Below are 12,719 nucleotides of genomic sequence, written 5' to 3'. Positions count from 1 at the left end.
ACCGACCGGCTCACTGCGTCGCGGCCGCGATGCCGGAGGTGAGGCCGGCGATGGTGTCCTCGGTGCTGCGCCCGCCGACGAAGGCCTGCTCCAGCTGCTCCTTGAGCACCGTGATGATCGCGGCCATGTCGGGCGAGGCGACCTGCGCCGAGTCGGACGCCTGGACGGTGCCCGCCTGGCCGAGGAACACCTCGGCGAGCTCGGGGCGCACGGCGAACTCGATGCCCGACTCCGTGAGGTCGCGGCGAGTGGGGAGGAGCGAGGCGCCGGCGCAGAAGTCGCGCATCGCCTCCTCCTCCGTCACGAACGCGAGGAAGGAGGCGGCCAGCTCCGGGTTCTTCGCGGCCTTGGTCGCGACGAGGGCGTTGCCGCCGAAGTCGCCGCCTCCGCGCACGTTGCGCGGGGAGTAGGTGGCGCCCCACTCGAAGTCGAGGGTGGAGTCGGCGTCGGGGATGAGGAACGCGCCGGCGAAGGTCATCGCGGTGGTCTGCGAGTACCAGAGGTCGCTGGCGTAGGTGGTCGCCTGCACGGAGCTGCTCGGCGGCACGAGGCCGTCGGTGAAGAAGCTGCGGCTGAAGTCGATCGCGGCGCGGCCGGCGGCGGAGTCGATCGCGGGCCCGGACAGGTCCTCGGTGAGGAAGCGGCCGTCGGCCTGGAACAGCAGGCTCAGCCAGCGCGTGACGCCGTTGCCCTGCCAGTTGTAGGCGAAGGGGTAGCGCTCGGCGGGGAGCGAGGCGCGCAGCTTCCGCCCGACCTCGGTGAACTCCTCCCAGGTCCACGCCTCCTCGGGCGAGGAGGGGAAGGAGGTGACGCCCGCGTCGGCCAGCACCTGGGTGTTGTAGAGGATCAGCGAGGTGTCGGTGTGGTGGGGGACGCCGAAGGGGCTCCCGCCGCTCTGCACCGCGGCCCAGGCCGGATCGGTGAACCGCTCGGCGACGTCGGAGTCGAGGAAGCCCGACAGGTCCAGGAGCTGGTCGCGGCCGGCGTAGCTGCCGAACGTGTAGTACGGGACCCGGAAGACGTCCGGCGGGTTGCCCGCCTGCAGCTGCGCGTCGATGTTGGTGAACATCTGCTCGTACGGGACCGCGTTGAGGGTCACGGTGGCGCCGGCGTTCGCCGTCTGGAACGCGTCGATCGCGCGCTGGAAGCCGGCCAGCTCGGCGTCGGTGCCCCAGGTGGTGAAGGTGAGGGTGTCGCGGCCGGCGCTCGCCGCGGGGCCCGCGGGGGCGAAGCCGCAGGCGGAGAGGGCCGGGACGGAGGCGGCGACGCCGAGCGCTCCGAGGAAGCGGCGGCGGTCGAGGACCGCGCGTCCGAGCTGCGAGAGGTCGAGAGCCCCCGCGGGGAGCCCCTTGCTGGTCAGGCCCATGACGGCCTCCTTCCGGGGGCCAGCGGCAGGCTCCCGGGGGCAGGCTATTCCGGCAGGGCCGCGGGAATCGCGGCTGGACGGATCGGCCGATCCATGAGAGGAGCGGCCGATCCGCGCGGCGGGCGTTCAGCCGCGGCGGCCGAGCATCCCCTCGAACGAGCCGTCGAGCGCCCACGGGTCGGGCGTGGAGCCCGAGCGGGAGGAGCGGGCGGCTTGATCGGCCAGCTCGCGTCCGGCGCGCTCGATGCGCGAGGGCAGCGCCCGTCCGTCCTCGGTCGCGCCGCCCCAGTCGTCCGTCGCCGCGAACACGGTGGTCGCGAGGGGCGCCGCGTGCAGGTAGGTGAAGAGCGGGCGCATCGCGTAGTCGACGGCCAGGGAGTGGCGGGGGGACCCGCCCGTGGCCGCCAGCAGCACGGGCAGGCCGCGCAGCGCCTCCGTGTCGAGCACGTCGACGAACGACTTGAAGAGCCCGCTGTAGCTGGTGGTGAAGATCGGCGTCACGGCGATCAGGCCGTCGGCGCCGGCGACCGCGTCGAGCGCGGTCTGCAGAGCGGGGCTCGCGAAGCCGGTGAGGAGGTTGTTCGTGACGTCGTGCGCGAGGTCGCGCAGCTCCACGACGCTCCGCTCGACGGCGAAGCCCTGCTCGGTGAGGGAGGACTCGGCGGCGTCGGCCAGGCGGTCGGCGAGCAGCCGGGTCGAGGACGGCTGGCTGAGGCCGGCCGAGAGGACGGTGATCCTGCGGGTGTCCATGGAGAGCTCCTGACTAGACGGTGACGGGCTCGGCCGCGGGCTGCGCGTCGCGCGCGGCCACGAGGGAGGCATGGGTGGGGGCGTCGGGCACGTGCGCGGGGCGGCCCTCGGCGAAGCCGGCGCGGAGAGCGGGGAGGATCTCGCCGAGCATGTCCATCTGCTCCAGGACGGTCTTCAGCGGGAGTCCCGCGTGGTCCATCAGGAAGAGCTGGCGCTGGTAGTCGCCGACGTACTCGCGGAAGCCGAGAGTGCGGTCGATGATCTGCTGCGGGGAGCCGACGGTGAGCGGGGTCTGCTCCGTGAAGTCCTCGAGCGAGGGGCCGTGGCCGTAGACGGGGGCGTTGTCGAAGTAGGGGCGGAACTGCGAGACCGCGTCCTGCGAGTTCTTCGCCAGGAAGATCTGCCCGCCGAGCCCGACGATCGCCTGATCGGCGGTCCCGTGGCCGTAGTGCTCGAAGCGCTGGCGGTAGAGCTGCACCATCTTCTGGGTGTGCGAGGCGGGCCAGAAGATGTGGTTCGCGAAGAAGCCGTCGCCGTAGTAGGCGGCCTGCTCGGCGATCTGCGGGGAGCGGATCGATCCGTGCCACACGAACGGCGCGACACCGTCGAGGGGGCGCGGGGTCGACTGGAAGCCCTGGAGGGGAGTGCGGAACTGGCCCTCCCAGTCGACGAAGTCCTCGGTCCACAGGCGGTGCAGCAGGTCGTAGTTCTCGATCGTCAGCTCGATGCCGCGGCGGATGTCCTTGCCGAACCACGGGTAGACGGGGCCGGTGTTGCCGCGGCCGAGCATGAGGTCGACGCGGCCGCCGGCGAGGTGCTGGAGCATCGCGTAGTCCTCGGCGAGCTTCACGGGGTCGTTCGTGGTGATGAGGGCCATCGCGGTGGAGAGCGTGATCCTCTCGGTCTTCGCCGCGAGGTAGCCGAGCGTGGTGGTGGGGGAGGAGGACCAGAACGGCGGATTGTGGTGCTCGCCCAGGGCGAAGACGTCGAGGCCGATCTCCTCCGCCTTCAGCGCGATCGCGAGGGTCGCCTGGATCTTCTCGGACTCGGACGGGGTCCGTCCGGTCGTGGGGTCGGTCGTGATGTCGCTGACCGTGAAGATGCCGAACTGCATCAGGCGCTCCTTCTGTCCTCCGGCCCGGTGGGGCCTGGTCCATGCGTTTGCATGTACATCCTCATTCAACCACGTGCGGCCGGATCTATTCCCGTGGATCCCCGGGCCTCCGCCGGCCTGTCGGAGGACGGCGCCGGTGCCGTGCCCGGACGTCGCCGACCCGCCCCGCTCGCCCCGCGGCCGCCCGAAACATCCCCGCAATACGCCCCGCACTAGAGTCGTGCCATGGGTGACCTCTTCGACGGATACGGGTCCCAGAAGGTCGAGCGGCCCGACACGGGCGCCACCCCCTGGGACGAGATGTTCGCCGACGTGGCGTCGACCGGAGGCCCCGACGGGGTCCGCGGCGCCTATCGCGACATCTACTCCTCGCTCGCGCGGATGACCCAGGAGGAGCTGCGCGGCCGCACCGACGCGCTCGCCTCCTCCTACCTCGCGCAGGGCGTCACCTTCGACTTCGCGGGGGAGGAGCGGCCGTTCCCGCTCGACGCCGTCCCCCGGGTGATCGAGCGCGCCGAGTGGAACGAGGTGCAGACCGGCATCAAGCAGCGGGTCCGTGCTCTCGAGGCGTTCCTCGCCGACGTCTACGGCCCGCAGAACGCCGTGGCCGACGGCGTCATCCCCGCCGGGCTCATCTCGAGCTCCAGCCACTTCCACCGGCAGGCCGCGGGCATCGTCCCCGCGAACGGCGTGCGGATCCAGGTGTCCGGGATCGACCTGATCCGCGATGAGAAGGGCGGCTGGCGGGTCCTCGAGGACAACGTCCGCGTGCCCTCCGGCGTCTCCTACGTCATCTCGAACCGCCGGGTGATGGCGCAGACGCTGCCCGAGCTGTTCGTCTCGATGCGGGTGCGCCCGGTCGGCGACTACCCGAACAAGCTGCTGCAGGCCCTCCGCGCCTCCGCCCCCGAGGGCGTCGACGACCCGACCGTGGTCGTGCTCACCCCGGGCGTCTACAACTCCGCCTACTTCGAGCACACCCTCCTCGCCCGCCTCATGGGCGTGGAGCTGGTCGAGGGCCGCGACCTGTTCTGCACGGGCGGCAAGGTGTTCATGCGCACCACCTCCGGCCCGACCCGGGTCGACGTGATCTACCGCCGCGTGGACGACGAGTTCCTCGATCCGCTGCAGTTCCGCGCCGACTCGATGCTCGGCTCGCCCGGGCTGATGCTCGCGGCCCGGCTCGGGAACGTCACGATCGCCAACGCGGTCGGCAACGGCGTCGCCGACGACAAGCTCGTCTACACCTACCTGCCCGACCTCATCCGCTACTACCTCTCGGAGGAGCCGGTGATCAAGAACGTCGACACGTGGCGGCTCGAGGACCCGGGAGCGCTCGAGGAGGTGCTCGACCGCCTCGACGAGCTCGTCGGTAAGCCGGTCGACGGCTCCGGCGGCCAGGGCCTGGTCGTGGGGTCGGCCTCCTCGGGGAAGGGGCTCGCGGAGCTGCGCTCCCGCCTCCAGGCCGACCCGCGCGGCTGGATCGCGCAGCCGGTCGTGCAGCTCTCCACCATCCCCACCCTCGTCGACGACGGGATGCGTCCCCGGCACGCCGACCTGCGGCCCTTCGCCGTGAACGACGGCACCGACGTCTGGGTGCTGCCCGGCGGCCTGACCCGCGTCGCGCTCCCGGAGGGGCAGCTCGTCGTCAACTCGTCGCAGGGCGGCGGATCGAAGGACACCTGGGTGGTCGGCCTCGAGGAGGCGCGCAGCGCCGAGCCCGAGGCGCGCGACATCCAGGCGCTCGTCGCCGAGCAGGCCGCTGTCACCAGCTCAATCCCGATCGTCTACCCGCTCAACCACACGCCCGACCACTCGCCGCAGGACGCACCGAACACCGACCAGGACCAGCAGCAGCAGCAGACGCTCGCGGCGGGGGAGGACGACTGATGCTCTCCCGGATCGCCGAGTCGCTGTTCTGGATCGGCCGCTACATCGAGCGGTCCGACGGCACCGCCCGCATCCTCGACGTCCACCTCCAGCTCCTGCTCGAGGACCCGTGGATCGACGAGGACACGGCCTGCCGCTCGCTCCTGTCGGTGATGGGCTCGACCCCGCCCGACGACATGCGCGAGATCACCCGCGCCGACGTGCTGGCGATCCTCGCGATCGACCGCACGAACCCCGCCTCGATCGCCTACTCGCTCGGCGCGGCCCGCGAGAACGCCCGCCGGGCGCGCGAGATCGTCTCGACCGAGCTCTGGGAGTGCCTCAACACCACGCGCACCCGGATGCCGCGCCGCGTCTCGGGCGAGCGGGTGTCGGAGTTCTTCAGCTGGGTGAGGGAGCGCTCCGCCCTCGCCGTCGGCATCATCGAGTCGGCGACCTCGCGCGACGAGGCCTGGCAGTTCTTCACGCTCGGCCGCTCGATCGAGCGCGCCGACATGACCGCCCGCCTGCTCGCCACCCGCTCGCTGACCGAGGCGAGCGGCCCCTCCTGGACCACGATCCTCCGCTCCTGCGGCGCCTACGAGGCGTACCTGCGCACCTACCGGGGCGTGCCGAGCGCGCGGAACGCGGCCGAGTTCCTCCTCCTGGACCGGCTGTTCCCGCGCTCGATCCTCTTCTCGGTCTCGCGGGCGGAGGCGTGCATGCGCGACATCGAGCCGCGCACCGGCCGCATCGGCCACTCCGGCGACGCGCAGCGCGTCCTCGGGCGGATCCGCAGCGAGCTGGAGTTCCGGCCGATCACCGACATCCTCGAGGACCTGCCGCGGCACATGGACAGCGTGCAGGAGGCGACCTCGGCCGCTTCCGAGGCGATCCGCCAGCGGTACTTCCCCACCAACGTCATGCCGAGCTGGATCGGGGAGGCGCTGTGAGCAGGCTGCGCATCAGGCACACCACGGGCTTCACCTACGCGGGGGACGTGGTCGCGTCCTACAACGAGGCGCGGATGCTCCCCGCCTCCTCGGACGGGCAGCTGGTGCTGTTCTCGAACCTCGACATCCGGCCGGTGACCTCGGTGCACGCCTACACCGACTACTGGGGCACCCGCGTCTCGTCGTTCGACGTGCTCGACGCCCACCGCGAGCTCTCGCTGACGGCGACCTCGCTCGTCGAGAGCCGGCCGGAGCAGCACCCCGACCAGCCGACCGGGTGGGATCAGCTGTCCGAGCAGGTCGAGACGCGCACCGAGTACGTGGAGCAGTCGAAGCGGACCCCCCGCACCGCGCCGCCGGAGGGCCTCTCGGCGATGGCGCGCTCGCTCGCGGACGAGGCGGCCGGACCGTGCGAGGCCGCGCTCACGATCGCCGAGACGATCGGCCGGGCGATGACCTACCGGCAGGGCGTCACCGGCGTGCACTCCACCGCGACGGAGTCGTGGACCGCGCGCGAGGGCGTCTGCCAGGACATCACGCACATCGTCCTCGGGGCGCTGCGCTCGGTGGGCATCCCGGCGCGCTACGTCTCGGGCTACCTGCACCCCAAGCCGCACGCCGAGATCGGCGAGACCGTGGTGGGGGAGTCGCACGCCTGGGTCGAGTGGTTCTGCGGAGGAGCGGGGCGCGGCTACGACCCGACGAACCTGATCGGGATCGGCGGCCGCCACGTCACCGTCGGCCGCGGCCGCGACTACAACGACATCGCGCCGCTGGGCGGGGTGTTCGCCGGGCCCCGCTCGTCGAAGCTCTTCGTCCGCGTCGAGATCACCCGCGAGGCCTGAGGGCGGGCGGCGGTCGCGCCCCGCGTCGGGGGCGACCCGTCGAGTGGGCGGTCCGCGGATCCGCCCGGCGTGCGGACCGGCCGACGGAGCCTAGGCGCGCGGGCGCAGCAGGGGGACTCCGCCGGTGGCGGGCAGAGCCTCCGGTCCGGGGGCCGCGAGCCGGGCGGCGCGGCGCAGGCGGAGGTGGAAGGCGAGTCCGATGGCGGCCGCCGCGATCCCGGAGGCGGCGCCGACCAGCATCGCCTGGCGCGGACCGTAGGCGTTCGCGACCCAGCCGATCAGCGGTGCGCCGATCGGGGTGCCGCCGACGAAGATGGCCATGTACAGCGCCATGACCCGGCCCCGCATCTCGGGGGCGGTCGAGAGCTGCACGTAGCCGTTGGCCGAGGTCATCAGCGTCTGCGCCGCGATGCCGACGAAGGGGAGCAGGATCGCGAACGCCCAGACCGTCGGCATGACGCCGGCCAGCGCGAGCGCGACGCCGAACGCCGCGGAGGCGCCGACGATGAGCCGGAGCCTCGGGCGGTCGCGGCGAGCCGAGAGGAGCGCCCCCAGCACCGAGCCGACGGCGATCGCGGAGGAGAGGAGGCCGAACTCGCTCGCCCCCATGTCGAACTCGACCGTCGCCATCGTCGAGGCGAAGATCGGGAAGTTCAGGCCGAAGGTGCCGATCAGGAACACGATCGCGAGCACCACGAGGATGTCCGGCCGCTTCGACACGTAGCGGAACCCCTCCAGCAGCGCACCCGGGCCGCGCGTGGCGCGCGGGGCGCTGCGGAGCTGGTCGCGGTGGAGTGCGCGCAGCGAGAGCAGGACGGCGAGGAAGCTCGCGGCGTTGAGGAGGAAGACCCAGCCGGAGCCGACCGCGGCGATGAGCACGCCCGCGAGGGCCGGTCCGATCATCCGCGCCGAGTTGAAGGAGGCCGAGTTCAGCGAGACGGCGTTGGTGAGGTCGCGCTCCTCGACCAGCGCCGAGACGAACGTCTGGCGCACGGGCGCGTCGATCGCCGCGGCGAAGCCGAGGAGCAGGGCGAAGAGGTAGACCATCCAGAGCTGGACGATCCCGGTCACGACGATGAGTCCCAGGCCGAGCCCGAGCGCGCCCATCGCGCCCTGGGTGGCCATCAGGAGCTTCCGCCGGTCGAAGCGGTCGGCGATGAAGCCGGAGAAGGGGACCATCACGAGCTGCGGTCCGAACTGCAGCGCCATGGTCACGCCGAGCGCCGTCGCGTCGTGGTCGGTCAGGTCGTTGATCACGATCCAGTCCTGGGCCGTGCGCTGCATCCAGGTGCCGACGTTCGAGACCATCGCGCCCGCGAACCAGATGCGGTAGTTCGGCACGGCGAGGGAGCGGAACATCGCGCTCATCGGTCGGCCACCGCGCGCAGGACCGCCGCCGCGTCGTGGAGCAGGCGCAGGTCCTCGGGAGGGAGTTCCTCGAGGCGCGCCACGAGCCACGCGTCGCGGCTGCGGCGCACGTCGAGCACCAGTGCGGTGCCGGCCCCGGTGGGGCGGATGCGGGTGACGCGGCCGTCGGCGGGGTCGGCCAGGCGCTCCGCGAGTCCTTCGTCGACCAGGCAGCCGACCGTGCGGGTCATCGAGGGCGGGCGGACCCGCTCCGCCTCGGCCAGCTCGCCGAGGGTCTTCGCGCCCTCGCGGTGCAGGAGCGCGAGCACGCTGAACTGCGGATCGCTGAGCTCGTGCTGGGCCTTCTCCTGCCGGAGCCGCCGTCCGAGCCGGCCGACCGCTGCCCGCACCTCGCCCGCGAGGGAGGTCAGCGGGAGATCGGTCTGCGGGGTGTCGGTCGGAGGGGTCTCGGTCTGCAGGGTCTCGGTCGATGGCACATAGTTAGCCTAACAAAAGAACCGCCGCTCAGGCGGAGGTCCGCGCGGTCCGCACCGCCCCGATGCTCGCGGCGACCACGAGCGCGATCCCGACGGCCTCGACGGCGCTGAGGCGCTGGCCGAGCACGAGGAAGCCCGAGAGCGCGGCCGCCCCGGGGGAGAGCGACATCAGGATCGAGAAGGTGGAGGAGCGCAGGCGCCGCAGCGCCAGCAGCTCCAGCGCGTAGGGCACCGCGGAGGAGAGCACCGCCACGGCGAGCCCGAGGAGCAGCACCGGCGGCACCACCAGGGCGGGTCCGGCGGAGGCGAGGCCGAACGGCAGCGACACGATCGCGCCGGCCGCCAGCGCCAGCGCGAGCCCGTCGATCCCCTGGAACCGCCCGCCGGTGCGGCCGGCGAAGACGATGTACGCGGCCCAGAGCACTGCGGCCCCCAGCGCGAAGCCGACGCCGACCGGGTCCAGCGCCGAGAAACCGCCCTGCGACAGGGTCACCACCCCGGCCAGCGCGAGCACCGCCCAGACCAGGCTCAGCACGCTCCTCCCGGCGATCACCGAGAGCGTCAGCGGCCCGAGCACCTCGAGGGTGACGGCGGCGCCCTGCGGGATCCGGGCGATGGCCTCGTAGTAGCAGGCGTTCATCCCGCCGAGGGCGAGACCGTAGGCGGCGACAGTGGCCCAGTCGCTCCGGCTGTGGCCGCGCAGCCGCGGACGGCAGACCAGGAGCAGCACGACGGCTGAGAACACCAGCCGGAGCGTGACGGTGCCGATCGGCCCCGCGGCGGGGAAGAGCAGCACGGCGAAGGACGCGCCCAGCTGCACGCTCGCGACAGACCCGAGCACCAGGCCGATCGAGCCCGCGCTCGCCGGGCGCCGCTCCGGAGCGGCCGTTGCGCTCAGCTGGAGCGCCGCTGCGTCTGGACGGGCGGGACGTTGTAGCCGAGCAGGCCGACGCCGGTCGCGTCCCAGCGCAACGTGGTCAGCGAGACGTTGTCGACCACCGGGAAGGTGTGCCGGTACGTCTCCGGGTTGATGCCGAGGTAGGCGCACAGCAGGAGGCGGATGAGCGTGCCGTGCGCGACGACGAGCACCCGGCCGTCGGGGTGCTCGCGGTGGATGCGCGCGAGTGAGGTGTTCGCGCGGGCGACGGCGTCGAGGCCGGACTCGCCGCCGGGCATCGGCTGGATGGCCGGCGCCGCGACCCACGCGTGGTACTCGTCCGGGAAGCGCTTCTCCATCTCGTCGGTGGTCAGCCCCTCACCGCGGCCGAAGTCGACCTCGACCAGCGCCGGGTCGGGCTGCAGCTCGAGGTGGGCCGCCCGCGCGGCGGGCACGGCGGTGCGCACGGCCCGGACCAGGGTGGAGGAGTACACCGCCTCGAGGTCGGCGTCGACGGCCCAGGCGGCCAGAGTCGCCGCCTGGTCCTGGCCCCGGGGGGTCAGCGCGATGTCGGAGGAGCCCGCGAAGCGGTTCTCGGAGTGCCAGACAGTCTCTCCGTGCCGGGCGAGGATCAGGGTCGTCACCCCCTGAGCCTACCGACCGTGCGGGCCAGTGGGCCCCGCGCTCACGCGGCGGGGACGCCGTAGTGCGCGTCGACCATCACCGGGAGATGGTCCGAGACGCCCTGGGGCAGCGTGGAGACCCGCTCGATCCGCACGGAGTCGCTGATCGCGAAGTCGAAGTGGCCGCTGAAGTAGCGGTAGCGCGCGTAGGTGGGGGAGTCGCTCCGCGAGACCAGGTAGCCGTTCCGGGTCATCCGGCGGTCGAGTCCGCGGAAGAACCACGGGTAGTTGTAGTCGCCGACCATCAGGGAGGGGGTGTCCGGCGCGTACTCGCGCAGCCGGTTCAGCGCCTCGTCGATCTGCTTGCGGCGCAGGGCGTTGCCGGCCGAGAGCGGGGCGGCGTGGAAGGAGGAGACGGCGATCGATCCGCCGTCGCGGTCGTCGAGGCGGACGGCCAGCAGGCGCTCGTGAGCGGGGGACAGCACGCGGTCGTGCATGGACTTGCTGAGCTCGAACGCGGCGCTGCCGGAGAGTTCGAAGCGGTCCTGCGAGTAGTAGACGGCCAGGCCCAGGCGGTTGCGGGCTGTGACGGACGCGAGCCGGAGCGAGCCCACCTCCTGCGGCAGCTTCGTGGTGTCGCACTCCTGCAGGCACAGCACGTCGATGTCGTGGCGGGCGGCGAGGGGGGCGATCTCGGCGTGCGCTCGGTGCTCCCGGAGGTTGTAGGAGATCACGCGGAGGGCGCGTTCGGTCGGCTGCATTTCGCCAGTGTAGGGCGCGCCGACCGAGCGCCGGCCGACCCTCCGGCGAACACGGAGGGACCTCCTCGGAACGCGGTCGGAACGTTCGCCGACCGGCCGGGGAGGTCCCTCGCGGAGCCGTGTCAGTGCTGCTCGGTGCCCGAGGCGTCGGTCTCGGCGTCGGTGCCGTGGACGCCGTCGGTGGGGCCCCAGTCGGGCAGCGGGGGGTTCTGCTCCTCGCCGTCGGCGCCGACGCCGTCGGCCAGGGGGGAGGCCGCGCCGCCGACCTCGTCGAGGCCCGCGGAGGTGCCGGTCTCGGTGGCGGGGTCGGGCGTGCGCGCGCCGTCGGTCGTGTCGGTGCCGTCGGTCGTGTCGGTGGGGGTGGGCTCGATGTCGTAGTCGGAGCTGCTCATGTCCCGACGCTACGACTCCACCGCCCGCGGGGGCACCCCCTTGCGCTCCCGCGAACGACGGAGGCCCCCCGCACCGGGAAGGTGCGAGGGGCCTCCGAAGGGGGAGTGCTCAGCGTCCGTAGGCGGAGGCGGCGGGGCAGTCGAACGGGTCGCCGCCGGCCGACAGGCCGACCTTGTTGAGGTAGCGGACGACGATCGCGTACGACTCCATCAACGAGGTCTCGGTGTAGGGGATCTGGTGGGTGGTGCAGTACTCCTTGGCGATGACCTGCGCACGGCGCAGCGCCGGGCGGGGCATGTTCGGGAAGAGGTGGTGCTCCACCTGGTAGTTGAGGCCGCCCATGTAGAGGTCGGTGAACCAGGTGCTGCGGATGCTGCGCGAGGTGAGGACCTGGCGGCGGAGGAAGTCGACGCGCGCCTCCTTCGGCAGCAGCGGCATGCCCTTGTGGTTCGGCGCGAACGAGGCGCCCATGTAGAGGCCGAAGACGCCCAGCTGCACGCCGACGAAGGCGAACGCCATGCCGAGGGGGAGGGCCCAGAAGACGACGGCGAGGTAGAGGCCGACGCGGGTGACGAGCATGGTGATCTCGACCCAGCGCTTGTCGACCTTGCCCTTGCCGAACACGGTGCGGAAGCCGTGCAGGTGCAGGTTGAGGCCCTCGAGCAGCAGGAGCGGGAAGAACGCGTAGCCCTGGCGGCGGGTGAGCCAGGCGTAGAGGCCGCGCGAGCGGGCCGCGTCCTCGGCGGTGAAGGAGACGACGTCGCGCTCGATGTCCGGGTCCTTGCCCAGCACGTTCGGGTTCGCGTGGTGGCGGCTGTGCTTGGTCATCCACCAGGAGTAGCTGATGCCGACGAAGAGGTTCGCGAGGGTGCGCCCGGCGACGTCGTTGGCCCTGCCGGACTCGAACACCTGGCGGTGCGAGGCCTCGTGGGCGAGGAAGGCGAACTGCGTCAGCACGATGCCGAGGGCGGCGGCGAGCAGGAGCTGGAACCAGGAGTCGCCCAGCAGGACGAAGCCGGTGACGATGCCGCCGAGCGCGAGGACCAGCGCGCCGAACATCGTGTAGTAGAAGCCGGTGCGGCGGCGGAGGAGCCCCGCGTCGCGGACCGTGCTGAGGAGACCGGAGTACTCGGTCGTCGGGTTGACGCGGCCGTCGGCGCGGGGGCGGGTGCGGACGACGCGGGGGGCGCCTCCGGTGACGGACGTGGTGGTGGGGGTGCTCATCGGCGCCTCGCTCTTCGTGGTGACCGTCGGCGTCGACGGTCTCTCGGCGAGCGATCCCGACGGGGGCGGTCCGCTCATGGTTCACCGCGTCGGTAGGGGC

The 12,719-nt window shown here is 72.4% G+C and carries 13 protein-coding genes; 3 read left to right on the top strand and 10 right to left on the bottom strand.

Annotation, left to right across the window (positions count from 1 at the left end; translation table 11 throughout):
* Positions 1-10: 10 nt before the first annotated feature.
* From C5C82_RS04275 to C5C82_RS04265, 3 genes are all read right to left on the bottom strand, one after another.
* Complete coding sequence (locus C5C82_RS04275; protein WP_104354665.1) at positions 11-1,366, bottom strand: sugar ABC transporter substrate-binding protein; 1,356 nt, start codon at positions 1,364-1,366, stop codon at positions 11-13.
* A gap of 126 nt (positions 1,367-1,492) precedes the next feature.
* Positions 1,493-2,116 carry an FMN reductase gene (locus C5C82_RS04270; RefSeq protein ID WP_104249848.1) on the bottom strand — a complete coding sequence of 208 codons (624 nt, stop codon included), beginning with the start codon at positions 2,114-2,116 and terminating at the stop codon, positions 1,493-1,495.
* Between the two features lie 13 nt (positions 2,117-2,129).
* Positions 2,130-3,230 (bottom strand): LLM class flavin-dependent oxidoreductase, encoded by a 1,101-nt coding sequence (locus tag C5C82_RS04265; protein ID WP_104226200.1) that lies wholly within the window; start codon positions 3,228-3,230, stop codon positions 2,130-2,132.
* 225 nt (positions 3,231-3,455) lie between these two features.
* Between C5C82_RS04265 and C5C82_RS04260 the strand changes: the two genes are divergently transcribed.
* From C5C82_RS04260 to C5C82_RS04250, 3 genes are read left to right on the top strand one after another with little or no spacing between them, the layout of a single operon-like run.
* Entirely contained in the window at positions 3,456-5,120 is a 1,665-nt protein-coding gene (locus tag C5C82_RS04260; RefSeq protein ID WP_104354664.1) for a circularly permuted type 2 ATP-grasp protein, read from the top strand.
* On the top strand, positions 5,120-6,052 hold the full coding sequence (locus tag C5C82_RS04255) for an alpha-E domain-containing protein (RefSeq protein WP_104223851.1): 933 nt from the start codon (positions 5,120-5,122) through the stop codon (positions 6,050-6,052). The genes C5C82_RS04260 and C5C82_RS04255 overlap by 1 nt, the downstream gene beginning before the upstream one ends.
* Entirely contained in the window at positions 6,049-6,897 is an 849-nt protein-coding gene (locus C5C82_RS04250) for a transglutaminase family protein (RefSeq protein WP_104354663.1), read from the top strand. Before C5C82_RS04255 ends, C5C82_RS04250 begins: the two co-directional genes overlap by 4 nt.
* A 90-nt stretch (positions 6,898-6,987) precedes the next feature.
* Here C5C82_RS04250 and C5C82_RS04245 read toward each other — a convergent pair whose 3' ends face one another.
* The 7 genes from C5C82_RS04245 to C5C82_RS04215 all read right to left on the bottom strand — a co-directional run bounded on the left by C5C82_RS04245 (position 6,988) and on the right by C5C82_RS04215 (position 12,619).
* On the bottom strand, positions 6,988-8,265 hold the full coding sequence (locus C5C82_RS04245) for an MFS transporter (protein WP_104296076.1): 1,278 nt from the start codon (positions 8,263-8,265) through the stop codon (positions 6,988-6,990).
* Positions 8,262-8,741, bottom strand: a complete 480-nt coding sequence (locus C5C82_RS04240; RefSeq protein WP_258062951.1) for a MarR family winged helix-turn-helix transcriptional regulator — start codon at positions 8,739-8,741, stop codon at positions 8,262-8,264. The genes C5C82_RS04245 and C5C82_RS04240 overlap by 4 nt, the downstream gene beginning before the upstream one ends.
* Positions 8,742-8,769: 28 nt before the next feature.
* A complete protein-coding gene (locus C5C82_RS04235; RefSeq protein ID WP_244229480.1) occupies positions 8,770-9,582 on the bottom strand; it encodes a DMT family transporter in 813 nt (270 codons plus the stop codon).
* A gap of 53 nt (positions 9,583-9,635) precedes the next feature.
* Positions 9,636-10,262 (bottom strand): histidine phosphatase family protein, encoded by a 627-nt coding sequence (locus C5C82_RS04230; RefSeq protein WP_104223854.1) that lies wholly within the window; start codon positions 10,260-10,262, stop codon positions 9,636-9,638.
* A gap of 41 nt (positions 10,263-10,303) precedes the next feature.
* The gene (locus tag C5C82_RS04225) at positions 10,304-11,002 is read right to left on the bottom strand and encodes an endonuclease/exonuclease/phosphatase family protein (protein ID WP_104354662.1); all 699 of its coding nucleotides are present in this window, start codon (positions 11,000-11,002) and stop codon (positions 10,304-10,306) included.
* A gap of 122 nt (positions 11,003-11,124) precedes the next feature.
* Complete coding sequence (locus tag C5C82_RS04220) at positions 11,125-11,394, bottom strand: hypothetical protein (protein WP_104226203.1); 270 nt, start codon at positions 11,392-11,394, stop codon at positions 11,125-11,127.
* 109 nt (positions 11,395-11,503) lie between these two features.
* Positions 11,504-12,619, bottom strand: a complete 1,116-nt coding sequence (locus C5C82_RS04215; RefSeq protein ID WP_104261457.1) for an acyl-CoA desaturase — start codon at positions 12,617-12,619, stop codon at positions 11,504-11,506.
* Between the last annotated feature and the right edge of the window lie 100 nt (positions 12,620-12,719).

The sequence above is a fragment of the Rathayibacter sp. AY1D5 genome (genome assembly GCF_002932515.1).
Lineage (GTDB): Bacteria > Actinomycetota > Actinomycetes > Actinomycetales > Microbacteriaceae > Rathayibacter.
This window is presented reverse-complemented; position numbering and strand designations above follow the sequence as displayed.